22 protein-coding genes and 1 pseudogene are annotated in these 24429 nt (G+C 68.9%); 6 read left to right on the top strand and 17 right to left on the bottom strand.

Annotation, left to right across the window (positions count from 1 at the left end; translation table 11 throughout):
* Positions 1-20: 20 nt before the first annotated feature.
* The 3 genes and pseudogenes from NBY65_RS33780 to NBY65_RS34040 form a co-directional block, all read right to left on the bottom strand.
* Positions 21-710: a PilZ domain-containing protein gene (locus NBY65_RS33780; protein WP_162530710.1), complete on the bottom strand. Its 690-nt coding sequence runs from the start codon at positions 708-710 to the stop codon at positions 21-23.
* A gap of 246 nt (positions 711-956) precedes the next feature.
* The gene (locus NBY65_RS03070) at positions 957-2795 is read right to left on the bottom strand and encodes a DUF3060 domain-containing protein (protein ID WP_239002924.1); all 1839 of its coding nucleotides are present in this window, start codon (positions 2793-2795) and stop codon (positions 957-959) included.
* A 36-nt stretch (positions 2796-2831) separates the two neighbouring features.
* Positions 2832-3344 (bottom strand): annotated as a pseudogene (locus NBY65_RS34040) (glycoside hydrolase family 16 protein); the annotation flags it as partial.
* A gap of 584 nt (positions 3345-3928) precedes the next feature.
* Between NBY65_RS34040 and NBY65_RS03075 the strand changes: the two are divergent.
* Positions 3929-4294: a response regulator gene (locus NBY65_RS03075; protein WP_162530711.1), complete on the top strand. Its 366-nt coding sequence runs from the start codon at positions 3929-3931 to the stop codon at positions 4292-4294.
* Here NBY65_RS03075 and NBY65_RS03080 read toward each other — a convergent pair whose 3' ends face one another.
* Positions 4295-5989 carry an AMP-dependent synthetase/ligase gene (locus NBY65_RS03080; RefSeq protein ID WP_239002925.1) on the bottom strand — a complete coding sequence of 565 codons (1695 nt, stop codon included), beginning with the start codon at positions 5987-5989 and terminating at the stop codon, positions 4295-4297.
* A gap of 120 nt (positions 5990-6109) precedes the next feature.
* Here NBY65_RS03080 and NBY65_RS03085 point away from each other — a divergent pair, with 120 nt between their 5' ends.
* Together NBY65_RS03085 and NBY65_RS03090 are read left to right on the top strand one after the other, a co-directional pair.
* Entirely contained in the window at positions 6110-7933 is a 1824-nt protein-coding gene (locus NBY65_RS03085) for a M3 family oligoendopeptidase (protein ID WP_150042779.1), read from the top strand.
* Positions 7933-9297 carry an ABC1 kinase family protein gene (locus tag NBY65_RS03090; protein WP_150042780.1) on the top strand — a complete coding sequence of 455 codons (1365 nt, stop codon included), beginning with the start codon at positions 7933-7935 and terminating at the stop codon, positions 9295-9297. Before NBY65_RS03085 ends, NBY65_RS03090 begins: the two co-directional genes overlap by 1 nt.
* Positions 9298-9451: 154 nt before the next feature.
* Here the strand turns inward: NBY65_RS03090 and NBY65_RS03095 are convergent, their stop codons facing one another.
* From NBY65_RS03095 to NBY65_RS03115, 5 genes are all read right to left on the bottom strand, one after another.
* On the bottom strand, positions 9452-9979 hold the full coding sequence (locus NBY65_RS03095; RefSeq protein WP_150042781.1) for a chromate transporter: 528 nt from the start codon (positions 9977-9979) through the stop codon (positions 9452-9454).
* Between the two features lie 4 nt (positions 9980-9983).
* Positions 9984-10550 carry a chromate transporter gene (locus NBY65_RS03100; protein WP_150042782.1) on the bottom strand — a complete coding sequence of 189 codons (567 nt, stop codon included), beginning with the start codon at positions 10548-10550 and terminating at the stop codon, positions 9984-9986.
* Between the two features lie 106 nt (positions 10551-10656).
* A complete protein-coding gene (locus NBY65_RS03105; protein ID WP_150042783.1) occupies positions 10657-11832 on the bottom strand; it encodes an iron-containing alcohol dehydrogenase in 1176 nt (391 codons plus the stop codon).
* A gap of 121 nt (positions 11833-11953) precedes the next feature.
* Positions 11954-13036, bottom strand: a complete 1083-nt coding sequence (locus tag NBY65_RS03110) for an ABC transporter ATP-binding protein (protein WP_150042784.1) — start codon at positions 13034-13036, stop codon at positions 11954-11956.
* Positions 13033-14016: an ABC transporter ATP-binding protein gene (locus NBY65_RS03115; protein ID WP_150042785.1), complete on the bottom strand. Its 984-nt coding sequence runs from the start codon at positions 14014-14016 to the stop codon at positions 13033-13035. The genes NBY65_RS03110 and NBY65_RS03115 overlap by 4 nt, the downstream gene beginning before the upstream one ends.
* Before the next feature lie 119 nt (positions 14017-14135).
* Between NBY65_RS03115 and NBY65_RS03120 the strand changes: the two genes are divergently transcribed.
* On the top strand, positions 14136-14618 hold the full coding sequence (locus tag NBY65_RS03120; protein WP_162530712.1) for a YqhA family protein: 483 nt from the start codon (positions 14136-14138) through the stop codon (positions 14616-14618).
* Positions 14619-14717: 99 nt separating this feature from the next.
* Here NBY65_RS03120 and NBY65_RS03125 read toward each other — a convergent pair whose 3' ends face one another.
* From NBY65_RS03125 to NBY65_RS03140, 4 genes are all read right to left on the bottom strand, one after another.
* Positions 14718-15416, bottom strand: coding sequence for a hypothetical protein (locus NBY65_RS03125; RefSeq protein ID WP_150042787.1), 699 nt, complete (start codon positions 15414-15416; stop codon positions 14718-14720).
* 276 nt (positions 15417-15692) lie between these two features.
* Entirely contained in the window at positions 15693-16439 is a 747-nt protein-coding gene (locus NBY65_RS03130; RefSeq protein WP_150042788.1) for a GyrI-like domain-containing protein, read from the bottom strand.
* Positions 16440-16446: 7 nt separating this feature from the next.
* Positions 16447-17802, bottom strand: coding sequence for an MATE family efflux transporter (locus tag NBY65_RS03135; protein WP_150042789.1), 1356 nt, complete (start codon positions 17800-17802; stop codon positions 16447-16449).
* Positions 17803-17884: 82 nt separating this feature from the next.
* The gene (locus tag NBY65_RS03140) at positions 17885-18580 is read right to left on the bottom strand and encodes an RraA family protein (RefSeq protein WP_150042790.1); all 696 of its coding nucleotides are present in this window, start codon (positions 18578-18580) and stop codon (positions 17885-17887) included.
* Between the two features lie 259 nt (positions 18581-18839).
* Here NBY65_RS03140 and NBY65_RS03145 point away from each other — a divergent pair, with 259 nt between their 5' ends.
* Positions 18840-19514, top strand: a complete 675-nt coding sequence (locus tag NBY65_RS03145) for an NnrU family protein (RefSeq protein WP_150042791.1) — start codon at positions 18840-18842, stop codon at positions 19512-19514.
* Positions 19515-19602: 88 nt separating this feature from the next.
* On the opposite strand, the gene NBY65_RS03150 is transcribed toward NBY65_RS03145, so the two are convergent.
* Positions 19603-20049, bottom strand: coding sequence for a cache domain-containing protein (locus tag NBY65_RS03150; RefSeq protein ID WP_150042792.1), 447 nt, complete (start codon positions 20047-20049; stop codon positions 19603-19605).
* A 135-nt stretch (positions 20050-20184) separates the two neighbouring features.
* Positions 20185-20985: a dienelactone hydrolase family protein gene (locus tag NBY65_RS03155; RefSeq protein ID WP_150042793.1), complete on the bottom strand. Its 801-nt coding sequence runs from the start codon at positions 20983-20985 to the stop codon at positions 20185-20187.
* An 83-nt stretch (positions 20986-21068) separates the two neighbouring features.
* On the opposite strand from NBY65_RS03155, the gene hemB reads away from it, so the two are divergent.
* Positions 21069-22073, top strand: coding sequence for a porphobilinogen synthase (hemB, locus tag NBY65_RS03160; RefSeq protein ID WP_150042794.1), 1005 nt, complete (start codon positions 21069-21071; stop codon positions 22071-22073).
* A 235-nt stretch (positions 22074-22308) separates the two neighbouring features.
* Here hemB and NBY65_RS03165 read toward each other — a convergent pair whose 3' ends face one another.
* Both NBY65_RS03165 and hflX read right to left on the bottom strand, forming a co-directional pair.
* The gene (locus tag NBY65_RS03165; RefSeq protein WP_150042795.1) at positions 22309-23136 is read right to left on the bottom strand and encodes an inositol monophosphatase family protein; all 828 of its coding nucleotides are present in this window, start codon (positions 23134-23136) and stop codon (positions 22309-22311) included.
* Positions 23136-24413, bottom strand: a complete 1278-nt coding sequence (gene hflX, locus NBY65_RS03170) for a GTPase HflX (protein WP_150042796.1) — start codon at positions 24411-24413, stop codon at positions 23136-23138. Before hflX ends, NBY65_RS03165 begins: the two co-directional genes overlap by 1 nt.
* Between the last annotated feature and the right edge of the window lie 16 nt (positions 24414-24429).

A 24429-nucleotide genomic window follows, 5' to 3' on the forward strand; every position in this document is an offset into this window, starting at 1 on the left:
CGCGGCCCGCGCCGCGGCCGTCAGCGTACCGGGGCCAGGCAACGCTGTCGCAGACGCAGGATGCCCAGCTCGGCGGCGCGATCGGCCGGCGAGAAGCGCAGACGCAGGACATTGTCCTCGCAGGCCACCACCACCGCATCCATCCGCACCATGCCGTCGAGGATCAGGCCGGTCCGGGTCCCGGGCCGGAGCGGTGCGCCCGGCCAGTGCAGCGCCGCCCCGCCGAGCGAGACATTCTCGACCTGTGCGCCGCGTGGCTTGCCGCCGATATCGGCCAGGCCGACCCGGAACGGCGGACAGGCCAGGATGCGGGCGGCCTGGCGGCGGTTGCTGGTGCGATAAAACCGGCATGGCCGCACGCGGGCGCGCCGATCCTTCCGGCCCCTGAACAGAGGCGGCAGCACCACCAGCATCGCCCCCGCCCCGCTTGCCCCCATCGCCGCGAGCACCTGGCCGGCTTTCGGCAGGTCGAAGCCATTGCCCCCCGTGCCGCCGGCCTCTCCCGCCGCTTCGCCCGACTCCCCCGGCGCGGCATCGCCGCCGCCCGGGACGGCAGCAAGGCGAGCCTCCCCCTGGCCAATCATCGGCTCCTCCGGCGTGGCGGGCCCGGCAGGCTGCTCCAGGCTGTCCCAGCCGATCATCCGCGCCGGGGAACAGCCGATCAGCACACAGGACAGGATCAGCACAAAAATCCGAAAACCAGCAAGCATGTTCTGCACTGGCGACAAATAAATGTTGAACGAGGAACAAAGCTCCCCGCCGCATTTTACATGCCGTGTGACAATTTCATACTGTTATCTGATTCGGTTTTGCATCTGCCTGGATGCCCGTGCCGATCCGGGGCCAGGCCATGCCCCTGCGGGACAGCCGAAGGCCGGCGTCATGCCGACGCCGGCCTGTCCGTCCGCGGATGGCGGTTCGCCCCGGATCCCGAAGGAGACCGGGGCCGGCGCCGTCTATTGCAGGATGGCGTGCTGAAGGAACGCGGTCATGCTCTGCGCGCCCTGCCCATACAGCGTCGCGATCCCGGTCCAGGATCCCCAGCCCGCCGGCTTGACCGCCACCTGCAGGTCGGCGCCGGAATTGATCTGCCGCACCGTGAGATAGGTTCCGAGGTCGGCCACCTGCCCGCCCCAGCCGATGCCCTTGAGCGCCGTGCGCAGGTCGAACTTCGCCCCGTTGGTGAACACCGCCCCGAAGATCCGGTCGGCCCCGGTCGTGGCCGCGGGCAGCACGAAGGTATTGCCGAAGCCGTTGTCGGTGATGGTGTTGATGCCGGTGCCCGGATCGATCACGTCGCCGGCCCCGCTGACCGTGATCTGGTCGTTGGCGGCGCCGGTGGTGATCCGGGCGCGGTCACCGCTCGCCGTCACCGTCTCTATGCCTCCGGTGGCCGTCAGGACCTGGTCGCTGCCCGACATCACGAAACCATGGTCACCGGCGGTGGCGAGGACGGTCTGGCAGTCGCTGGTCGCGGTATAGCTCGCCTGGGTTGACGCCACGGTCACCGTCGTCGGGGTGGGCGGCGAAGCCGGCGGCGGGGACAGCCGGGCGCGGGCCAGGAAGCTGCTCATGGTCTGGCTGCCCTGCCCATACAGGGTCGCCACCCCGGTCCAGCCCCACCCTGTCGGCCGCAGCGCAACCTGCAGATCGGCCCCGTTGTTGATGGCCCGCACGGTCAGGTAATTCGACAACTGCGTCATGTCGCCGTTCCAGCCGGCGGCCTTCAGGGCGGCCCCCAGATCGAACTTCGCGCCGTTGGCGAACTCCGACCCGAAGATCCGGTTGGCCCCTTGTCCGGCCGCGGGCAGCACGAAGGTGTTGCCGAAGCCGTTGTCGGTGATGGTGTTGATGCCGATGCCCGGATCGATCACGTCACCGGCCCCGCTGACGGTGATCTGATCATTGGCCGCCCCGGTGGTGATGCGGGCGCGATCGCCGCTTGCCGTCACCGTCTCTATGCCGCCCGAGGCCTTCAGCGTCTGGTCATTGCCCGACAGCAGGATGGTGTGGTCCCCCGCGGTCGCGATCACCGACAGGCCATCGGTGGTGCCGGTGAAATTCGTCTGCGTTGCCAGCAGGGTCACGGTGTTCGACGGCGGATAGACCGGATCCGGCACGGGCTGGCCCGGCAGCATGGCGCGCGCCAGCAGGGCGTCCAGGGTCTGCCCTCCCTGGCCGTACAGCGTCGCCACCCCGGTCCATCCCCACCCCGTCGGCCGCACCGCGATCTGCAGGTCCGCGCCGTTGTTGATCGCCCGGACGCTCAGGTAATCCGCCAGACTCGACATCTGGCCGTTCCATCCCGCCGCGGTCAGCGCCGGCCGCAAATCGAACCGGGCCCCGTTGGCGAACACGTTGCCGTAGATCCGCATCACGCCCTGTCCCGCCGGCGCCAGCATGAAGACGCTTTCACGGCCGTTGTCATTGACCGTGTTGATCCCGGCACCGGTATCAACCACGCTGCCGGTGCCGCCGAGCGTGACCTGGTCATTATCCGCGCCGAGGGTGATGGAGGCCCGGTTGCCGCTCGCCGTCACCGTATCCACCCCGCCCGAGGCCCGCAGGATCTGGTCGTTGCCTGACAAGGTGAAGCCGTGGCCACTGGAACTGGCGACCACCGTCTGGCCATCGACCGCCGTGGCGTAGTTCACCTGCGCCGCCGGGATCACCACCGTGGTTGTCCCCGGTATGAGCTGTGGCTGGGCATCCTTCCGTTCGGAGACGCTGATGCCGTAGACGGTCATGCTGACGCTGCTGCTGACCGGGTTGGTCCCGGCAGCGACGACTTCCACCCCGATGGCTTCAGGCGCGGCCGGAACATGCTGGGTGGTCGAATGTACCTGCACGCCGTCGATGTAATAGATAAGTTGTGTTGGCTGCCAATCGACAGCAAATGTGTGCTTTTGTGTCAGGTCAATGTTAATTGTTTGGGTGCTGTAGGAATTACCGCCGTCATCCCCTTTCCAATGTATGGTGTACCACCCGGTTTGACGGGTTGGATCGACGGATTCCATCAGGTCGACTTCGGGTCCTGGCCAGACATTGTTTGCCGGCCACAGGCAAATGCAGGGTCCCACCCCCTCGCCGGCATTCAATGACACCGTGATCTGGAATAATCCGTAAGTCCAACCAGCCAGACCGCCCGTCGTCGCAGTACCGAAGCCGATATCGGACCAGCCTTCCGAAGCCCGGGAGGTCAGCGTGATGCCACCATTGGTGAAGGCAAGATCGCTGCTGGGATTTCCCCATACATGCGAGAACACGGTGCGATCGAGGCTGGTGGCATTTTGAAAATCAGCATTGAAGACGACCTGGTAATTTGAAAGGTCGAGAGCAGCCATGGCATTCACGCTCCAGCTCAGGACGATCTCACGGAAATATGAGATCAAGATTTGAGGAGGAGGATATCCATAAATCCCGCCCTAACTGAACAAGAGCGTACCGAAACACCATCGATTTAATCCGGCAGTAATTTTGTAACTTTTGTGTATCAATCTTTTGTAAGAATCTTTCATTCTCACGTATTTTGGATAGGATTTCACTAATTTTCTGCTAATTCATTTAAAATATTATAATTAACTAGCTATTATCTTGAAAAGATTATGGAATCTATCATGATTTATTATTATAGTGTTTCATATAAATAACAATGTCGCATCGAATTTCAACCAGACGCGAAAGGCAAAATTGACCTGCTTGCCTTCCCGCAAAGCCTCCATACAAGCGCAAGACGTAATTTTATGATTTCATAATAATTCGATATTAATATGAAATGCCCCCGGCGACCGGACACGCAGCTTCAGGCCGCCGTTCCCCGACGGATCAACCGGTCCCGCAATCAACCAATAAGGTGAACACGCTCCGGGGATCAGGAACACGCAGACGTGGCTTGCCCTGCCGGCGCGGCTCTTCTACGGGGGGAACCATGCCCGGCCGCAAGATCCTGATCGTCGAGGACGAGTTCCTGATCCGCCTCACCCTGGCGGAGGCCCTCGCCGACGAGGGATTCGACGTCATCGAGACCGGGGCGTCCGACGAGGCGCTGACGAAGCTGCAGGCCGGAAACGGGATCGACCTGCTGCTGACCGACATCCAGATTCCCGGCGGCCTCGACGGCATGGAACTGGCCCACCGCGCGCGCGAACGTCATCCGGACCTGCCGGTGATCTTCGTGACCGGACGGCCCGATTCGATGGCGGGCGCGGGCCGGGGGCCGCGCGACGCCATCATCTCCAAGCCCTACCTGCCCTCCGAGGTCGCCGCAGCGGCCCGCCGGCTGCTCGGCGACTGATCAGGCACTCAGCTTCTGCAGCAGGCCGGCGTGCTCGCGCGTCACCACATGGCGGCGAATCTTCTGGGTCGCGGTCAGCATGCCGTTGTCGATGGTGAAGGGCTTGACGATCGCATGCCGACGGATGCGCTCGGTCACGGACAGTCGCTTGTTGACGTTGCTGACCGTCGCCGCCACCGCCACCTCGTCGCAGCCATCCGCCGCCACGACCAGGGCGGTCAGCCCCGCCTGCCCCTCGCCGAGCACCACCGCCTGGGCGATCTCCGGCTCGGCGATCAGCATGCCCTCGATGCGGGCGGGGGAAACGTTCTCGCCCCCCGACAGCACGATCATGTCCTTCTTGCGGTCGGTGATGCGCAGGTAGCCGTCCTCGTCCAGCTCCCCGATGTCGCCGGTGTGCAGCCAGCCGTCGCGGATCGCCGCCGCGGTCTCGTCCGGCCGGCCCCAGTAGCCCAGCATCACCAGGTCGCCACGCACCAGGATCTCGCCGTCATCGGCGATGCGCAGTTCCACCCCGCGCAGCGCCCGCCCCACCGTCTCGATCCGGGTGGCACCCGGCGCATTGGCCGCGATCACCGGCCCCGCCTCGGTCTGGCCGTAGCCCTGCAACAGGTTCAGCCCGAGCCCGAGATAGAACCGCCCGACCTCCGGCTCCAGCCGCGCGCCCCCGGAGATCGTCGCGCGCAGGCGCCCGCCGAAGCGCTTGAGCACCTTGCGGCGCACCATCCGCTCCAGCACCACGTCCTGCAGCCGCTCCAGGACCGAGAGCCGTTCCCCGTCGACGCGCCGGCGGCCAAGCTCGATGGCCCGGTCGAACAGGCGCCGCCGCCAGGCCGGCTCGCGCGCGACCTGGCCGAGGATGCGGGCCCGGATGACCTCCAGGATGCGCGGCACCATGGTCATGATGGTCGGCCGCACCGTCAGCATGTCGGCGGCCAGGGTTTCCACCCCGCGCGCGTACACCACCTCGGCACCCTCGCTGAGCAGGAAGAACTGCCCGGCGGTATGCTCATAGCTGTGCGACAACGGCAGGAAGGACAGATAGACCTCGTCCTGGCGCGGCAGGGCGTGCAGCAGGTCGGCCGCCCCCTTGCAGTTGGACAGGATCGCCCGGTGCGGCAGCATCACGCCCTTCGGGTTGCCGCCGGTGCCGGAGGTGTAGATCAGGCAGGCCAGCGCATCCCGCGAAATGGTCCGCGCCTCGGCGGCGATGTCGTCGAAGCCGCGCGTGTCGGTGGTCAGCGACGACCAGGCCGCCACCTTCAGCCCGGGATGGGTGAAGGGCTCCATCGTCACCAGCAGATCAAGCTCACCCGCCAGCGCGACCCGGCGCGCCAGCTGCGCGCCGGAAACGATCGCCACCCGCGCCCCGGAATCGCGCAGGATATGCGCGTGATCGGCGATCGTGTTGGTGATGTACGTGGGCACCGGCACCGCCCGGATGGCCATCAGCGCGGTCTCGGCGATCGGGTATTCCGGCCGGTTCTCGCTGACGATCAGCACGCGATCGCCCGGGGAAACCCCGGCCGCGCGCAAGGCCCGGGCCACGCTGGCAGCCTGGCGCGCGAACACGCCCCAGGACATGCCTTGCCACGTCCCGTCGCGGAACCACCTCAGCATCGGCCGATCGGCCCACGCCCGGGCACGATCGAACATCATCGTGGCCAGGTTCGGCCACCGGTCGTAGCTGTCCAAGCGCATTTCCTCACCGCCTGGGCCGGAGGCTGCCCTCCCGAGCCTGTCCAGCCCTTTGACGTCGCCCCCGCATAACTTATGTCTGCCCCTGGGACCAGATATCAGGACGAACGACCCGCAATGCCCCACGCTCCGGCTGGCGCCAACACGCTGCCCAGTTCCCCCGCGCATTCCCTGCCGGCACAGCCCGGGCTGCCCAGCTGGGACCTTCGCGACCTCTATCCCGGTCCCGACAGCCCGGAACTGGCCACCGACCTCGACCGGGCCGAGGCGGATGCCCGCGACTTCGCCGCCAGCCACGCCGGGCGGCTCGCCGGCCATTCCGGCCGCGCGCTGGCCACCGCGATTTCTGAATACGAACGTATCGAAGAAGTGCTGGGCCGGGCGATGTCCTACGCCCAGCTTCTGTTCAGCGCGGACTCCAACGATCCCGCGATCGGCCGGTTCTACCAGTCGATGAACGAACGGGTGACGGCGATCTCCAGCCACCTGCTGTTCTTCACGCTGGAGCTGAACCGGCTGGACGACGCGGTGCTCGAGGACAAGCTGATCGACCCGGCGCTGACCCGCTGGCGCCCCTGGCTGCGCGACCTGCGGGTCTTCCGCCCGCACCAGCTCTCCGACGAGGTGGAGAAGCTGCTGCATGAAAAGGAAGTCACCGGCCGCTCCGCCTGGTCACGTCTGTTCGACGAGACCATCGCCGGCATGCGCATCAAGCTGCGCGGCGAGGACCTGACCGTCTCGGCGGCGCTGAACAAGCTCTCCGACCGCGACCGCGACCTGCGCGAGGCCGCCGGGCGTGCCATCGGGGACGCCTTCGGCACCAACATCCGCCTGTTCTCCCTGGTCACCAACACGCTGATCAAGGACAAGGAAATCGTCGACAACTGGCGGCGCTACCCGCGTCCGGGCAGCTACCGCAACCGCGCCAACATGGTCGAGGACGAGGTGGTGGACGCGCTGGTCGGCGCCGTCACCGCCGACTACGCCCGGCTGTCGCACCGCTACTACCAGCTGAAGGCACGCTGGCTCGGCCTGCCGAAGCTGCAGCACTGGGACCGCAACGCCCCCCTGCCCGGCGACGATGACCACGAGATCCCCTGGACCGAGGCCCGCAACCGCGTGCTCTCGGCCTATGGCGCCTTCTCCCCCGACCTCGCCGAGGTGGGAAAGCGCTTCTTCGACCGCCCCTGGATCGACGCCGCGCTGCGTCCGGGCAAGGCGGGCGGCGCCTTCGCCCACCCGACCGTTCCCTCGGCGCATCCTTATCTGTTGCTGAATTATCACGGTCGTACCCGCGATGTGATGACGCTGGCCCACGAACTCGGCCATGGCGTGCACCAGGTGCTGGCCGGGCAGCAGGGCTACCTGATGGCCGGCACCCCGCTGACCCTGGCGGAGACCGCCAGCGTGTTCGGGGAAATGCTGACCTTCCGCGCCCTGCTCGACGCCGAGACCGATCCACGGCGGCGGCGCATCATGCTGGCCTCCAAGGTCGAGGACATGCTGAACACGGTGGTGCGCCAGACCGCGTTCTACCGCTTCGAAACCCTGCTGCACGACGAGCGCCGCTCCGGCGAACTGATGGCGGAGCGAATCGGCGAGATCTGGCTGCAGGTGCAGACCGAGAGCCTGGGGCCGGCCTTCGAATTCACCCCCGAATACCGCGTGTTCTGGGCCTATGTGCCGCATTTCGTGCACACGCCCTTCTACGTCTACGCCTATGCCTTCGGCGACTGCCTGGTGAACGCCCTGTATGGCGTGTTCCAGTCCGGCCATCCCGGTTTTCAGGCCAAGTATCTCAACATGCTGCGCGCAGGTGGTACCCTGCGCCACCGCGAGCTGCTGGCACCGTTTGGCCTGGACGCCTCCGACCCCGCCTTCTGGCGGAAGGGGCTCGACGTCATCGCGGGCTTCATCGATGAACTGGAGGCAACGTCCTGATGTCTACCGCCGAGGATCGTTCGACCCTGTTCGGCGAGTTCCGCCGGATGGTCCGTACCTCCGGCGCGGTCGGCGGCATCGCCGCCCGCATGGTCGGCGCCCGCGCCTTCGGCGTGAAGACCGACCGCTCGGCCCATGCCGAGGACCTGAAGGTCATCCTCGGCGGGCTCAAGGGCCCGCTGATGAAGGTGGCGCAGTTCCTCTCCACCGTGCCGGACGCGCTGCCGGATGAATATGCGGCCGAGCTGGCGCAGTTGCAGTCCAACGCCCCGCCGATGGGCTGGGCCTTCGTGCGCCGGCGCATGCAGGGCGAGCTTGGGCCGGACTGGCAGTCACGGTTCGCCGAGTTCGGCCAGGAAGCCGCCGCCGCCGCCTCGCTCGGGCAGGTGCACAAGGCCCGACTGAAGGACGGCCGCGTGGTCGCCTGCAAGCTGCAATACCCGGATATGCCAAGCACGGTGGAAGCCGACCTGCGCCAGGTGAAGCTGGCCATGGCGGTCTATCACCGCATGGACGGCGCCATCCGCCAGGACGAGATCATCAAGGAACTCTCCGAGCGCCTGCGGGAAGAACTCGACTACACCCGGGAAGCCGCGCAGATGCGGCTCTATCGGGCGATGCTGGCCAACGAGCCCATGGTTCACCTGCCCGAGCCGGTCCCGGAACTGTCCACCCGGCGGCTGCTGACCATGACCTGGCTCGACGGCCGCCCGCTGCTGAAGCGGCTTGAGGAAGACCCGCCCCAGGACGAACGCAACCGCATCGCCGAGGCGCTGTTCCGCGCCTGGTACGTGCCGCTGTACCGCTACGGCATCCTGCACGGCGACCCACATATGGGGAACTATCAGGCGCGGCCGGACGGCTCGTTGAACCTGCTCGATTTCGGCACCATCCGGGTGTTCCACCCCCGATTCGTGCGCGGCGTGATCGACCTGTTCGAGTCCGTGCGCGACAACGACCTCGACAAGGCCCAGCAGGCCTATGCGAGCTGGGGCTTCACCGATCTCGGGCGCGAGAAAATGGAGGTGCTGAACCAGTGGGCGCGCTTCCTCTACGAGCCGCTGCTCGACGACAGGGTGCGCCCGATCCAGCTCACCGATGACCCGAATTACGGCCGGGCCATCGCCATGCGGGTGCACGAAGGGCTCAAGAAGACCGGCGGGGTCACGCCGCCGCGCGAGTTCGTGCTGATGGACCGTAGCGCCATCGGCCTGGGCAGCGTGTTCCTGCGGCTGAAGGCGGAACTGAACTGGAGCCGGCTGTTCCGCGAGCTGATCGCGGATTTCGATACCGACACCCTGGCCCGGCGCCAGGCCGAGGCGCTGGCCAAGGCCGGGGTGCCACCGACCAGCATGCAGCCCTGAGTTCCGGGGCGCTGCCCCGGCCCCGGCAGGAGGCTTCGCCTCCTGCACCTCCACCAAGGGCCGTAGGCCCTTGGATCCCATTCCTTGCCGCGCAGCGCTTATGGGGTGCAGGGGCCTTGTGGCCCCTGCCGGGTCCAGAGCCCTGGCCTTCCTGTCACACCAGCCCCCAGCCAACGAAGATCATGGCCCCGATCGTCAGCAGCAGCATCGGATTGACGCGGGTGAGCATCAGCGCCGCCGTCGAGGCCAGCGCGACCCCCTGGGCCAGCCACCCGCCTTCCAGCGCCTGCATCAGCACGTAGACCGAGGCGAGGATCATGCCGGCGGCGATGGGGCGCAGCCCTGCTTCCAGGGCCTGCTGCCAGAGCGCGCCGCGGTAGCGTTTCCACAGATGGGAAATGCCGAAGATCAGGAAGGTGGTCGGGCCGAAGATGGCGATCGTGGCCACGACCGCGCCCCAGGCGCCGGCCACCTGCCAGCCGACCAGCGTCACCAGCAGCGAGCCCGGCCCCGGCGCCATGCGCGAGATCGCGAAGGCGTTCACGAACTCGCCCTGCGTCATCCAGTGATGCACGTCCACGATCTGCCGCTGGATGTCGGCGACGACGGCCTGTCCGCCGCCGACGGTGACCAGCGACAGCGGCACGAAAACCAGGGCGAGCGCCCAGAGCAGGCCGACCACCGGCTCAGGCCCGCGCCAGGCGGAGATAGGTGATGCCCACGCTCACCGTGCCGCCGACCAGCACGACCCAGGGCAGCGGCCAGTGCAGCAGCCCGACGGCGACGAAGGTCGCCGCCATGGTGGCGAGCGGGAAGGCCCGGCGGGGCACGCGCCACGCCGCGGTGATCCCCATGGACAGCGACAGGCCGATCGCCGCCGCCGCCGCGCCGTCCAGCGCCAGATGCGTCAGCGGGAACCGCGCCACCGCGGCGAAGCCAACCGCGAGGACGATGATGAGGATGGCGGGCGGCACGACGATGCCCAGCAATCCGGCCACGCCGCCCCGCACGCCGAGCAGGCGGTAGCCGATCCAGATCGCCATGTTGGTGACGTTGACGCCGGGCAACGCCTGCGCCAGCGAGAGCCCGTTGAGGAATTCCTCCTCCGTCATCCAGCCGCGGTCCCGCACGAATTCCCGGAAGAACCAGCCGCTGAGCCCACCGCCGAAACTCGTCAGGCCGATGCGACTGAAAATGATGAAAAGCTGCAATGCCGATTGCGGCGGCGCCGCCGGGGGCCTGGTGTCGTGCATCTCAACCGATCCTGATCAGATCCCGTAACGTGCAGGGAGACCACGGCCCGGCCAAGCATCGCTCCGGCAGATGACGCCGGCGCGATTTGCGTGCCTCGTTCTCTCGTTATGCGGCCCCGTCGCCGGTGAAGACCGCGCGGTACAGCGCGATGATCTCCGCCGGGTCCGGCACGCGCGGATTGTTCGCCGGGCTGCCGGATGCCAGCGCCTGCGCGGCCATCAGCTCGAGCTTCTCCTCCCAGGCCGCCGCGTCGATGCCCCAGGCCCGCGGCGTGGGCACGCCGAGCTCCTGGTTCAGCGCGACCAGCCCCTCGGCCAGCCGCGCGGACGCGACCGCGTCGTCGTCGGTGGGCGCGGCGAAGCCGATGCGCCGGGCCGCCTCGGCGTAGCGCGCCGGCGCCGCCGCAAGGCCGAAGCGGGTCACCGCCGGCAGCAGCATGGCGTTGGACAGACCGTGCGGCACATGGAAATGCGCGCCGATCGGCCGCGACATGCCATGCACCAGGGCCACCGAGGCATTGGAAAAGGCGAGGCCGGCGAGGCTGGCGCCCAGCATCATCGCCTCGCGCGCCGCGGCGTTGCGCGGCTCGCGATAGACGGTGCGCAGATAGGGGCCGATCCGTTCCATCGCCTGCAGCGCCAGCGCATCGCTGAACGGGTTGGCCCGCCGCGACACGAAGGCTTCCAGCGCGTGGCTGAGCGCATCGACGCCGGTATCGGCGGTGGTGCGCGGCGGCACCGAGAAGGTCAGCTCGTAATCGACGATGGCGGCGAGCGGCAGGGCACCGAGGCCGGCGATCAGCATCTTTTCGCCGCCTTCGGCATCGGTGATGACGGTGAAGCGGGTCGCCTCGCTGCCGGTGCCGGCGGTGGTGGGCACGGCGATCACCGGCAGCGCCGCATGATCGGCCACGAAGGGCACCTTGTAGGCGCGCATCTTCTCCTGCCCGAGCGCCAGGATCGCCATGGCCTTGGCGGTGTCGATCGGCGAGCCGCCCCCGAAGCCGATCAGGCAGTCGTACTCGCCCTGGCGCAGCACGCGCAGCCCGGCCTCGACCACGGTGTCGGTCGGTTCGGGGATGGTGTCGCTGAACACCACCGGCCGCATACGGGCGGCCCGCAGCGGATCGAGGCAGCACCGCACCAGGCCGGAGGACACCATGAACGGATCGGTCACCACCAGCGGGCGCGACAGCCCGAATGTCTGCAGCACGGCGGCGATCCGGGCGATGCTGCCACCGCCCACCTCGATCAGGCGAGGAGCAACCAGGGTGAAGGCCATCCGCACCTCCTCATGCGTGACCACCGACCAGCCGGGATGGCGGATCACAACCCGATGAAGAATGCACGGCCCTGCGCGCGGTTGCCAATGTGGCTGGAATATCTCCCGCGCCGTGCCCCTGTTACCCCGTCGACACGGCCTGCCCCGCCCGCCGCCCGGCGTACAATGCCATCCGCCGTGCCGCCGCGGGCGACGGCGCGGGCACCTCGTCCAGGGCGGAGGCCGGCGGCAGGGTTTCGGCGTAGTGGCAGGCGGACCAATGCCCATCCGCGACCGCGCGGAGCGGCGGTGCCTCGGCGCGGCAGCGTTCGGTGACGAAGCCGCAGCGGGTGTGGAAACGGCAACCCGGCGGCGGCGCCATCGGGCTCGGCACGTCGCCCCCGGGGATCGGCCGCCCCGATCCACGCCGGCGCGGATCGGGGCGCGGGATCGCCGCGAGCAGGGTCCGCGTGTAGGGATGGCGCGGGTCGTCGAACAGCGCCGCCCGTGGCGCGAGTTCGACGATCTGCCCGAGATACATCACCGCGACCCGGTCGGCGGCATGCTTCACCACCGCGAGGTCGTGGGCGATGAACAGGTAGGACAGGCCCAGCCGCTCCTGCAGGTCCTTGAGCAGGTTGACCACCTGTGCCTGCACCGACACGTCCAACGCCGAGACCGGCTCGTCGCACACCACCAGCGCCGGCGACAACGCCAGCGCCCGGGCGATGCCGATGCGCTGGCGCTGCCCGCCGGAGAATTCGTGCGGGTAGCGCCCGGCATGGGCTGCGGCCAGGCCGACCAGCCCGAGCAGTTCCTCCACCCGGGCCCGGCGCGCGGCGCGGTCGCCGGCCGCATGGACAATCAGCGGCTCCTCGATGATCTCGCCCACCGTCATGCGCGGGTTGAGGCTGGCGAAGGGATCCTGGAAGACGATCTGCATGCGCCGGCGCAGGCGGCGCAGCGCGGGCCCGTCCAGGCGGGTGATGTCGGTGCCCTCGAACCGCACCGTGCCGGCGCTCGGTTCGATCAGCCGCAGCACCAGCCGCGCGGTGGTGGATTTGCCGCAACCCGATTCCCCGACCAGCGCCAGTGTCTCGCCGTGATGCAGGGTGAAGGAGATGCCATCGACCGCGCGCACGGTGCCGACGCGGCGCGACCACAGCAGGCCGCGGCGCACCGGGTAGTGCCGGGCGAGATCCTCGACTTCCAGCAGCGGGCTCACGGGATGGCCGCCTCCAGCGGGGCGCGGATGCAGGCGGCGCCATGGCCGGGCGCGACCTCCAGCAAGGGCGGATCGACCGTACGGCACCGCGGCGCGGCGAACACGCAGCGGGGATGGAAGCGGCAGCCTTGCGGCAGCGCCGCCGGGGCCGGCACCGTGCCCTCGATCGCCAGCAGCCGCGCCCGCGTCTCCTCCAGCCGCGGCATGCTGCCGAGCAACCCCAGCGTGTAGGGGTGCTGCGGATCGGCGAAGATGTCGGCGACGGCGGCGCGCTCGACCACGCGGCCGGCATACATCACCGCCACCTCGTCGGCCATCTCGGCCACCACGCCCAGGTCATGGGTGATCAGGATGATCGCCATGCCGGTCTGCGCCTGCAACCGGCGCAGCAGGTCGAGGATCTGCGCCTGCACGGTGACATCCAGCGCCGTGGTGGGCTCGTCGGCGATCAGCAGGTCGGGCTCGCAGGCCAGGGCCATGGCGATCATGACCCGCTGGCGCATGCCGCCGGAGAGTTGATGCGGGTATTCGTCGAAGCGCCGTTCCGGGGCCGGCATGCGCACGCGCTCCAGGGCGGCGATCGCGCGCGCGCGCAGGGCGGCCATCGGGCTGCCGCGGTCATGCGCCCGCATCGCCTCGACGATCTGCGCGCCGACCGTGAACACCGGGTTCAGGCTGGTCATCGGCTCCTGGAAGATCATGGCGATGCGCCGGCCGCGCAGCATGCGCATCTGCTCGGGGGGCAGCCCCAGCAGGTCGCGCCCGTCGAACACCACCCGCCCGCCGGCGATCCGGCCGGGCGGCGGCACCAGGCGCAGCAGCGAGAGCGACAGCATCGACTTGCCGCAGCCGCTCTCGCCGACGATGCCCAGGGTGCGCCCCTTCCCCACCGCGAGCGAGACGCCGTCGACCACGGCGACATCCTGCCGCCCGGACGGGAACACCGTGCGCAGGCCCTCGATCGAAAGCAGCCCGGTCATGCCGGCCTGAACGTCGCCGGGGTCATCCGGTCACCGGCGGGTCCGCATCGATTGGCGCGGCGGATCCAAGCTGGCATACCACCGCCGTCGAGATGCGCCCGGAACGCAACGGAGAGGTGATGGAACGCAACATCGAGATCCTGCTGCTGGCCACGCGCTGGCTGCTCGTGCCGCTCTACCTGGGATTGCTGGCATCGGTGCTGGGCATCTACGCCATGGTCGGACGCGAGCTTCTTCACCTTGTCACCAGCCTGACCACGATCAGCGAGGCGGAACTGGTCCTGGTCATCCTCTCGATCCTGGACCTGGTGCTGGTGGCCAATCTGGTGGTGATGGTGGCGATCTCCAGCTACGAAAGCTTCGTCTCGCGCATCGACGTGGATCGTGAGAAGCCGGAATGGCTCGGCAAGATGGACGCCTCCAACGTCAAGATGAAGGTGTCGCTGTCGATCGTGATGGTTTCGGCGATCAACCTGCTGCGGGCCTTCATGATGGATACGCCGGCCGAACGGCTGCCGCTGCTGGCGGGCGTGCACATCGTCTTCCTGCTTTCCACCCTGGCGGTCGCCGTAGTCGAGCGGGTCCACGGCAAGGACAAGTAACGATCCGGGCCGGCAAAAGCAGCGGCTGGTGGTGCGCCCCTGGTGAAACCCCGGTCCGCCCCCGCAAAGAGATCCAGGGCGAAACCGTTTACATCGAAACTATCTCTGATGCAGGCGCAGCCGGCGTGCCAGACTGAGCGGAACATGGCCCCGGCTGCGCACGCGCCCGTTGCGGCGCGGGGCGGGTGCAAGGCAGACCAGCCCCATGCCGACCAGGCGAAGCGGCCGGGGATCGATCGCCGTCTCGCCGCTGGCGTTGCGGTGGGCGAGGTTGAGGTCGGCGACGAACACGCCCCCCGTTTCCTCGGCGAAGGGGTCGGGATGGCGGGTGGTCACATTGAGGTCGGCGGCCTGCGGGCCATCCTGGCCGAACAGGATCGCCGGCACCGGCCGGCGCGCCACCAGCAGGTCCAGCGCCTGCCGCACCGGGGTGGGTGAGAACGGGTTCCATGCCACCGTGGGATCGGGCCCGCTGACGATCGTCGGCAGCCGCCCGAGCACCCGGGCGGGCACATAGGCCGCGACCAGCGACCGGTTGGCCATGGTCCGCGCCAGGCCAGGCCCGAACAACGGCAGGGCCAGCGCCAGCATCGCCTCGGCGGCCAGGGCGCTGCGTTGCGAGGCCATCGCCGTCTTGACGCCTGACAGCACGCGATGGGCAGGGGAATAGAGTTCCGCCTGGGCCACGTACATCTTCACCGGCTCCACGGGCTCCAGGGTGGCGGCAGCCGGCCGCACCGGGGCGGCAGCCAGCAGCAGCAGCAGACCCAGGACGGTGCAGGAACGCGGTCGCATCATTCCTCCTCCATGGAGCCAACGCGGGTCAGCCGAAGAGCCGTCGCTTCCGATTCGCATCAAAAGGCACGGCGCGAGGATGTGTCATCAGAATTCAAGGGTCAGGACATCACGAACGGTTGATAATATAGGCCATTTATCCATCTGAGCGAGCGGTCCCGAGTCCCGTAAACTGCGGCATAGTGCCTATTGCCTGCCCGTCCCGGCGACACCCCGGACCGAAGGCAAAGCGAAAGGATTCCACGCGGTTGCGTCCAGGCCCCGGGCCGGCTGGCGGACTCAGCGGACGGGCCGGCGCAGGATCGTACGCAACTTGGTGGCGACAGTGCGGCGGGGATCGGACAGGTAGATTTCGTGATGATGCCCTGCAAAGGCCATGCCGGCGGCGGTGGCGGCCTGTTCCAGCCGGGCAATGGATTCCGGCTCGGTCGCATAGGGGCCGACATGCAGCACCTGCAGGCAGCGCCCTTCCTCGAGCCGCACCCGGGCAGCCCGGGCCGCATCGGGGGCCCGCCGGCGCGCGGCGAGATGGGCCCGTGCCGCTTCAATGGCAGGCTGGTCGACCATGTCGGGCACGCGGATCAACAGGCACCACCGCCAGGCGGAGCGCGGCGCCTGCCAGAACGCCCCCGGACGATCCGTCCACCACAGCGCTTCCAGCTTGCCCACGGCGAAGTCATATCCCGCCGCCTCGCGCACCACCGACTTGAGGGTGAAGGCCAGCGCGAACAAGGCCGCCAACCCGCCCTGGAACGGCATGTCCTCGGGCGCGCCGCCCCCCTGGATGCCGATGTAGCTGGCGGGCGCCACCTCGACGACGGAGGGCTCCGGCCGCGCCAGGTATTCGTCGGCGTGTTGCCGGAACAGGTCGATCTTCCCGCTCATCCGCCTCCCGTCATGCTCCCGCAGCTTCGTGGTCCGGCCATGGCAGCCGCGCCCGCCTGTCAGGTCACGCCGGAACACCCGATCACGCGAGAGTCCCGTGGCGCGACGGTACTCCCCGCCGTGCCACAGCACCAGAGCCACGCATTCCTCAGCCGAGGCGCGTGCGCAGATGCAGGCGTCTCCCGAGCAACACGGCCGCGCAGGTCAACCCGGCGATCAGGCCCATCCATACGCCCGGAGCCGCCAATCCCCCCGGAAACGCCAGCACCAGCCCCAGCGGCATGCCCACCCCCCAGTAGCTGAACGCGGTGATCAGCATCGGCACCCGCGTGTCCTTCAGCCCGCGCAACGCGCCGGCCGCCGCCACCTGGATGCCGTCGGAGAACTGGAAGACGGCGGCCAGCAGCAGCAACCCGGCGGAGGCGGCGATGACATCGGCATCAGCGGTGTAAAGCCCGGCGATCACCTGCGACAGCACGGCCAGCATGGTGCAGGACAGGGCCTGCGTCACCAGCACCAGGGCGAGCCCCGCCATCGCCGCCAGGCGCACCCCCACCGGATCGCCCCGCCCGACCGCGTTGCCGACGCGAACCGTCATCGCCATCGACAGCCCGAGCGGCACCATGAAGCAGAGCCCGGCCACGTTCAGCGCGATCTGGTGCCCCGCCACCATGGTCGGTCCGAAGCCGCCGATCACCAGGGCCGCGGCGCTGAACAACCCGACTTCCAGCAGCACGGACACAGCCATCGGCGCCCCCAGCCGCAGCAACGCCGCGATGCCGGCCGGATCGGGGCGGCCCCGGGCGGCCTGCCAGCCAAGGCCCGCATAGCGCGACGAAACCGCGATCCAGGCCGCGAAAGCCAGCCCCTCCACCCAGCCCAGCACCGCCCAGGCGATGCCCGCCCCCTGCGCGCCCAGCGCCGGCAGGCCGAGCCGGCCATACATCAGCGCCCAGCCGAGCGGCGCCAGCACCAGCAGGCCGATCGAGGAAAACACCATGCTCGCGCGGGTCAGCGACAGCCCGTCCGACAGGCCGCGACAGGCCAGGAACAGGCCGAGCCCGGGCGCGCCGAACGCCACCGCGTGCAGGAAGCGCCGGATATCCGGCAGCAGAGCGGAATCGACACCGGTCAGGACCGCCAGCGACGGCCCGAACAGATAGGTGGCCGCCCCCAGCACCACGCCGAGGCCCAGGCCCAGCCAGACCGCCTGCACGAACACCGGCGCGACCTCGCGCCGGCGCCGCGCCCCGTCGAGCTGCGCGACCGAGGGCGACAGCGCCATCATCACGCCCACCAGCGCCATGAAGGCCAGCGCCCAGACCGAATTGCCCACCGCGACGGCACCGAGCACCTGCGCCCCGAGATGACCGGCCAGCATGGACTCGATCACGCCCGCCCCCATCTGCGCGACCTGCCCCGCCACCAGCGGCAGGGCGAGCCGAAGCGTGGCCCGCGCCTCCTGCGCGAAGCCCGGGACAATGAGGGTGACGGCGGTGGACATTCCTGGCCTCGGCAACGGGGCGCGGAACCAACCATACCGGCCCCGTCGATGCAAACGCCTCCTGGTCCGTTCGGATGATGCCCTAATGAATCTCGCCGGCCACCCGCAACGCCTCGCGCATCTTCGCCGCGGTGAAGCCCGGGCTGCGGGCCATGTCGAGGATCACCCGCTCGCGCCGCGACACCAGCTCGATCGCCGCCGGCAATTTCGTGACGCAATCGTCCGGCACGACGACGGCGCCATGATGGTCGGCATGGATCACGTCGTCATGTCCGGCCAGCATCCCGAACACGTTCACCTGGCAGTTCATCTGCACCATGTGCACATGGGCATGGCTCGGCCCCACCCGCCCGCCGATGATCTGAAAACCCGGCGCCAGCATGTCCAGGTCACGGAAGGAGCCATTGGTCACGCAGCCGATGCAGCCCAGGGCCTTGTGCACGGTGGTCTGCACCTCGCCCCAGAAGGCGCCGAAGCCGGGCCGGTCGTCGATGTCCTGCAGCACCGCGATGGTCGGCAGGCCCTGCGCCTCGACGTACTCGTACCAGTCCTCGCGCGGCGGAATGGCGCCGCAGGGCTTTTCCCGGGCGCGGATCAGGCCGGAGCGGGCGAGGCCGACGATCGGCGGGAACCTGCGGTCCACCGGCACCATCGGCTCGACCGTGAAGCCCACCGCGCGCCGCTCCGGCACCAGCAGCTCCAGGCCGTTGCAGATGGTCGGGGTATCCCATTGCCGCAATGTCTCGAGATCAGCCGCGGTGAAGGGGCGGTTCGTCATGGGGCATCTCCTCGGTCGGGCGTGCCGGGCCAGTCTCTCCTCCCGCCCCGCGCGCCGCAATTGCCCGGAGAGGTTCTGGACGCAGGACGGAAGCTGGTGTGAAACGACCCGATCTCGGAGCCTTCGTGCTGGAGTGCACCATCATGCCACCCTCTGCCCATGCCCTGCCGCAGACGCCCGGCCTGCCCGTGCCCGGCCCCTGCCCTGCGCCCTGTATCCGGGCGTCCACCCACCGTGCCGTCGTCGCGGAGCCGGCGGCATGATCCAGCTCAGCCTCGCGGCCATCCTCTGGCTGGCGGTGCATCTCGGCATCGCCGGCACCACGTTGCGCCGCGTCATCGTGACGCGCATCGGCGTGAACGGCTTCCGCGGCATCTTCTCGATCGCCTCGATCGCCGCGATCATCTGGCTGGTGCTGAGCTACAACGCCGCCCCCACGGTGCAACTATGGACGGCGCCGGCCTGGCTGCACTGGGTGCTCGCGCTGGTGATGCTGCCGGCCTTCGTGCTGTTCGTGGCGTCCTTCGTGCGCAATCCGACGGCCGCGGGAGGCGAGAAATACCTCGGCCAGGACATCACCGGCATCCAGCGCATCACCCGCCATCCGATGATGGTGTCCTACACGATCTGGGCGGCGGTGCACTGCATCGGTCGCGGCGATGTCGCCAGCCTGCTGTTCTTCGGCGCGTTCCTGATCACCTGCGTGGTCGGCATGCCCTCGGTCGACATCAAGACGAAGGAACGCGACGCCGCCGCCTGGGCACAGTTGTCCGCCACCACCTCCATCGTGCCGTTCATGGCCATCCTGACGCGACGGAACCGTCTGGTCTTCTCCGAAATCGGCTGGCTGGTTCCGGCCATCGGGCTGGCGATCTGGGTGGAGATGCTGATCTTCCACCAACGCATCTTCGGGATCGCGGCACTGCCGGTGTAGGCGGCAAGGCCCGGACGCACCAGGGGCACCATGGCCCCTGGCACGCCGGGCCGCGCGACACGGACGACGAGCGCGGCCCGGCCCGTCTTTACTTGTAGTATCCGACGCCACAGACCTCGTCGGAGATCTTCGTCACATAGGACGATTTCGGCGCCGGATCGGTGCCGCCGGGCCGGGGGAAGGTGTAGTCCACCTGGCTGAAGCTGCCCTCGCTGGCGACGCTGATCATCTCGACGGCGAAGGCCTTGCCGGTGCTGTCCTTCAGGCCGCGGGCGTCCTTGCCCAGCAGCGCCTTGTTGGGATGCGCGTTGAAGGTGCCGTCGCTGCCGATGCAGAAGACATAAAGGTCGCGGTCCTTGAAGCCGCCCTCGCCACTGGAGAATTGGCCGAGCGCCTTCGTCTTGTCGGTCTTCACCGCGGTGACGGCCTTTTCCAGCATGGCCTTGGCTTCAGGGGCCGTGCCGTTGTCGGCAGCCAGCGCCGGCAGGACCAACAGCGACAGACTTGCGGCAAGCGCAATGGTTGATTTCTTCATTTCGACGTCCTCCCTCTGCCTGCGTGTCATTGATCAGATCACGCTGTGGCAGTCAGGTACTTACCATGACGCTACGCATGCTGGTAGTGCGTTATGAAAATACTGAAGCTGGCGCCCCAGGCCCCGTCGGGCGACTCAGGGGGCCGGCGGCAACGCGTCGAGAAACGCCGGCACGCGCTGGAATGCATCTTCCCGCGCCGCGGGATCCTGGCCGGCATGGACGCCGTGGTCGGGGTTCTGGCTGCGTGGAATGTCACGCATCCGGTGCAGCGGCGCGGCCGCATCGAAGTCGTGCCAGGCGCCTGGATACGTTACCAGGGTGATGCGCGGCCCGACGCGCCCGGCCAGATCCCGGCAAGGTGCGGCCGGCGTCCAGTCATCCGCCTCGCCGATCAGCAGCAGCACCGGGGCCACCGGTCTGGCCCCCCGGTTCAACGCGGCCTGCCGGCACCCCGGATAAAAGGCAACGAAGCCACGCAACAATCCGGGCGGGTTATCCTGCCGCCACGCCGCCGTCGCCAGCACCGTGCTGCCCCCGTCCGACCAGCCGAGCACGGCAACGCCGCCGGCCGGGGTGCCGGGCTGATCAGCAAGCCAGCGCGCGGCGGCCAGGGCATCATCGCGCCGCAATCCAGACGCCGTCACCGACCGATTCCCCGTACGGCACTGCGACCCGAGTCCACGGCTGCCGAAGCTGTCGGGCAACAGCACGAGATGGCCAAGCCCGGCCAGATGCCGCGCCCAGGCGTGATCGCGCGCCGGCAGCGGCCCGGCGCAGCCGTGCAGCGCCACCACGGCCGGGGCACGCGGCGGCCCCTCCGGCCGGAACAGCACGGCCTCCAGCAACGCGCCCCCACCGCCCGCGAACCGCACGGTTTCGGCGCGAACGCCCCCCGCCACCACAACCATCAGGAAAAGCAAAGCACCAATGCGCATGAGGAAACCGTAATCTCCTGGCTGCCGGCTTTGCACCCTTTTGCGCCGGGTGCATACGCTGCCGGCAATCGCAGGAGGGCGAAATGAACGACGCCACGTCGCTTGGCCGCTTCCCCACCACCCGTTTGCGCCGCAACCGCACCGACGCCTGGACGCGCCGCCTGGTTGCCGAGACCCGGCTTTCGATCGATGACCTGATCTGGCCGATCTTCGTCATGGATGGCAGCAATGCCGTCACCGACGTCGCCTCCATGCCGGGCGTGCAGCGCGTCACCGTCGACCGCCTGGCCGCCCATGTGGAGCCGGCCGCGCGCCTGGGCATCCCGGCGCTGGCCCTGTTCCCGGTGACGCCGAACGAGAAGAAGGACGCCGAGGGCACCGAATCCGGCAACCCGGACAACCTGATCTGCCAGGCCGCCCGGCTGCTCAAGCGCGAATTCCCGCAGATGGGGCTGATCGGCGACGTCGCGCTCGATCCCTACACCAACCACGGCCATGACGGCGTGCTGCGCGAAGGCTACGTCGCCAACGACGCATCGGTGGAAGTCCTGGTGCGCCAGTCGATCAACCAGGCGCGCGCGGGCATCGACGTGATGGCCCCCTCGGACATGATGGACGGGCGCATCGGCGCGATCCGCGCCGGGCTCGACGCCGAAGGCTTCATCCATGTCCGGCTGATGAGCTACGCGGCGAAATACGCCTCGGCCTTCTACGGCCCGTTCCGCGACGCGCTCGGCTCCGGCGGGTCGCTGAAGGGCGACAAGAAAACCTACCAGATGGATCCGGCCAACACCGACGAAGCCCTGCGCGAAGTGGCCTTCGACCTGCAGGAAGGCGCGGATTCCGTGATGGTCAAGCCGGGCATGCCCTACCTGGATATCGTCCGCCGCGTGCACGAACGCTTCCACGTGCCCACCTTCGTCTACCAGGTGTCGGGCGAATACGCGATGATCATGGCCGCCATCCGCAACGGCTGGCTCGACCATGACAAGGCCATGCTGGAAAGCCTGCTCGCGTTCAAGCGCGCCGGCGCCGCCGGCGTGCTGACCTACTTCGCCCCGGCCGCGGCGAAGCTGCTGCGCGGATAGCCCGGGGCGCTGCCCCGGCCCCGCCAGAGGCTCCGCCTCTGGACTCCGGCAGGGGCCAGAGGCCCCTGCACCCCATGTGTTTGGTTCCTGGGAGGGGGGCGAACCGGCACGAACCCGTCATCAGCGAGGACGCCCCCCTCCCAGGAACCAAACATGGGATCCAAGGGCCTTCGGCCCTTGGCAGAGGTCCAGGAGGCGGAGCCTCCTGGTGGGGGCGGGGCAACGCCCCGCGCTGTCAGGGCTGCAGCAGCGCCGTGTGCAGGGCGTGCCAGCTTGCGGCGTCGGGGGTGCAGATCAGTCCGCCGCCGTGCAGGGCCGGCCGGTACGGAGATCCGTCGAACCGGGCCGAGTATCCCCCGGCTTCCTGGTGCAGCAGCCAGCCGGGGGCATGGTCCCAGGGCATCAGCCGGTTGAACAGCAGGAAGTGGCACTGGCCGCTGGCGAGCAGCCGGTATTCATGGCCGGCGCAGCGGTAATCCCAGCTTGCCGCGATCCGCGGCAGGTTGCGGCAGACGGTGGCCTTCAGCTCCGCCGGCAGGAAGCGCCAGGAGGTGGTGCCGGTCATGGACGCCACCGGTGCCGGGGTGGCGACACGCAGCTCCTGGCGGCGCCCGTCCGGGGCGGCGATCCAGGCGCCCTCGCCGCGCAGGGCGAAGGCGCTGTCATCGCCGACCGGGTCGTGGATCACCGCCGCCACCACCTCGCCGCGCACGATCGCCGCCGCCATGGTGGCGAACAGCGGCAGACCGGCGGCGAAATTGGCGGTGCCGTCCACCGGATCGACCACGAAGGCGAGCTCCGCCTCCCCCACCCGCTCCAGCAGCGAGGGGTCGGCGGCGGTCGCTTCCTCGCCGATCACGACGCAGCCGGGGAAGGCGCGCTGCAGTCCCGCGGTGATGACGCGTTCGGCGGCCTCGTCGGCTTCGGTGACCAGGTCGAGCGGCCCCGACTTGGTGCGCACCCCGGAGGCAGGAAGACGGCGGAAGCGCGGCATCACCTCGCGCGCGGCCGCGTCGCGCAGCACCGTCCCGAGGACAGTCAGCTCGTGCAGGGACAGGCGCATCAGCGTGAGAAATCCGGGCGTTCGAACCGGGCGCGGTCGGCAGGCAGCAGGCGGACTGTCACGTGGATGGCGTCCTCGTCGTCGGCGCGGCCGATCACCTCGCCATGTTCATAGAGCCAGGCCAGGCGCGCGCCATCGGCCGGCGGGATGGCGTAGTCGGCGATCTCCATCCCCGCGGCGATGCGCAGGTCGATCGCCGCGGCCAGTTCGGACAATCCCTCGCCGGTGACGGCGGAAACGGCGACCGCGCCCTCCCGGGAGGGCACTTGCGCAACGCCGCCGAGCAGGTCGGCCTTGTTCAGCACCTCGATGGTGCGGGTGCGCCAGTCCTCGTCCAGCGTGCCGTCGGCCACCATGCCATCGAGCACCGCGAGCACGTCGGCGCGCTGTGCCGCCGAATCGGGATGGGCGGCATCGCGCACGTGCAGGATGACGTCGGCTTCCGCCACTTCCTCCAACGTGGCGCGGAAGGCGGCGACCAGTTCGGTCGGCAGTTCGCTGATGAAGCCGACCGTGTCGGAGAGGATGGCGCGCCGGCCGGAGGGCAGGCGCAGCCCGCGCATGGTCGGATCGAGCGTGGCGAAAAGCTGGTCGCGCGAGAGCACGCCGGCACCGGTCATGGTGTTGAACAGCGTCGACTTGCCGGCATTGGTGTAGCCGACCAGCGCCACCACCGGGAACGGCACGCGCTTGCGCGCGCTGCGGTGCAGCCCGCGGGTGCGGCGGACCTGCTCCAGTTCACGCTTGAGCCGGACGATGCGCTCGCCGATCAGGCGGCGGTCGGCCTCGATCTGCGTCTCGCCGGGGCCGCCGAGGAAGCCGAAGCCGCCGCGCTGGCGTTCCAGGTGAGTCCAGGATCGCACCAGCCGCGAGCGCTGGTACTCGAGATGCGCAAGTTCGACCTGCAGCGTGCCTTCGCGGGTGGCGGCCCGCTCGCCGAAGATGTCCAGGATCAGTCCGGTGCGATCGATGACCTTGCAGTTCCAGGCTTTTTCCAGGTTGCGCTGCTGCACCGGGGAAAGCTGGGCGTCGACCACCGCCACCGTCACCTGGGACGCGGCGAGCTCCTGGCCTTGTTGTGCGACCTGGCCTTCGCCCAGCAGGGTCGCAGGCCGGCGGGCCCGCAGTGGCAGGATGGCGGTATGCAGCACCACCAGGCCGATGGCGGCGGCGAGCCCGACCGCCTCGGCCAGGCGCGCCTCGGCGGCACGGGTCGCCTCCGCGCCGCTCGCCGGCTTCTCCCAGGGGAGAATGACGGCGGCGCGGGTCGGCGGCATAAGCCCGTTGGCTTGC

Source organism: Rhodovastum atsumiense, assembly GCF_937425535.1.
In the GTDB taxonomy this organism is placed as follows: Bacteria; Pseudomonadota; Alphaproteobacteria; order Acetobacterales; family Acetobacteraceae; genus Rhodovastum; species Rhodovastum atsumiense.

Bases quoted from the DNA above. Each gene is read 5' to 3' on its own strand.
- NBY65_RS03145 (WP_150042791.1), top strand. From the start codon at position 18,840: ATGATCCAGCTCAGCCTCGCGGCCATCCTCTGGCTGGCGGTGCATCTC.
- NBY65_RS03115 (WP_150042785.1), bottom strand. From the start codon at position 14,016: ATGACCGGGCTGCTTTCGATCGAGGGCCTGCGCACGGTGTTCCCGTCC.
- NBY65_RS03085 (WP_150042779.1), top strand. From the start codon at position 6,110: ATGCCCCACGCTCCGGCTGGCGCCAACACGCTGCCCAGTTCCCCCGCG.
- NBY65_RS03140 (WP_150042790.1), bottom strand. From the start codon at position 18,580: ATGACGAACCGCCCCTTCACCGCGGCTGATCTCGAGACATTGCGGCAA.
- NBY65_RS03150 (WP_150042792.1), bottom strand. From the start codon at position 20,049: ATGAAGAAATCAACCATTGCGCTTGCCGCAAGTCTGTCGCTGTTGGTC.
- hflX (WP_150042796.1), bottom strand. From the start codon at position 24,413: ATGCCGCCGACCCGCGCCGCCGTCATTCTCCCCTGGGAGAAGCCGGCG.
- hemB (WP_150042794.1), top strand. From the start codon at position 21,069: ATGAACGACGCCACGTCGCTTGGCCGCTTCCCCACCACCCGTTTGCGC.
- NBY65_RS03100 (WP_150042782.1), bottom strand. From the start codon at position 10,550: ATGCACGACACCAGGCCCCCGGCGGCGCCGCCGCAATCGGCATTGCAG.
- NBY65_RS03155 (WP_150042793.1), bottom strand. From the start codon at position 20,985: ATGCGCATTGGTGCTTTGCTTTTCCTGATGGTTGTGGTGGCGGGGGGC.
- NBY65_RS33780 (WP_162530710.1), bottom strand. From the start codon at position 710: ATGCTTGCTGGTTTTCGGATTTTTGTGCTGATCCTGTCCTGTGTGCTG.
- NBY65_RS03125 (WP_150042787.1), bottom strand. From the start codon at position 15,416: ATGATGCGACCGCGTTCCTGCACCGTCCTGGGTCTGCTGCTGCTGCTG.
- NBY65_RS03105 (WP_150042783.1), bottom strand. From the start codon at position 11,832: ATGGCCTTCACCCTGGTTGCTCCTCGCCTGATCGAGGTGGGCGGTGGC.
- NBY65_RS03135 (WP_150042789.1), bottom strand. From the start codon at position 17,802: ATGTCCACCGCCGTCACCCTCATTGTCCCGGGCTTCGCGCAGGAGGCG.
- NBY65_RS03090 (WP_150042780.1), top strand. From the start codon at position 7,933: ATGTCTACCGCCGAGGATCGTTCGACCCTGTTCGGCGAGTTCCGCCGG.
- NBY65_RS03165 (WP_150042795.1), bottom strand. From the start codon at position 23,136: ATGCGCCTGTCCCTGCACGAGCTGACTGTCCTCGGGACGGTGCTGCGC.
- NBY65_RS03120 (WP_162530712.1), top strand. From the start codon at position 14,136: ATGGAACGCAACATCGAGATCCTGCTGCTGGCCACGCGCTGGCTGCTC.
- NBY65_RS03075 (WP_162530711.1), top strand. From the start codon at position 3,929: ATGCCCGGCCGCAAGATCCTGATCGTCGAGGACGAGTTCCTGATCCGC.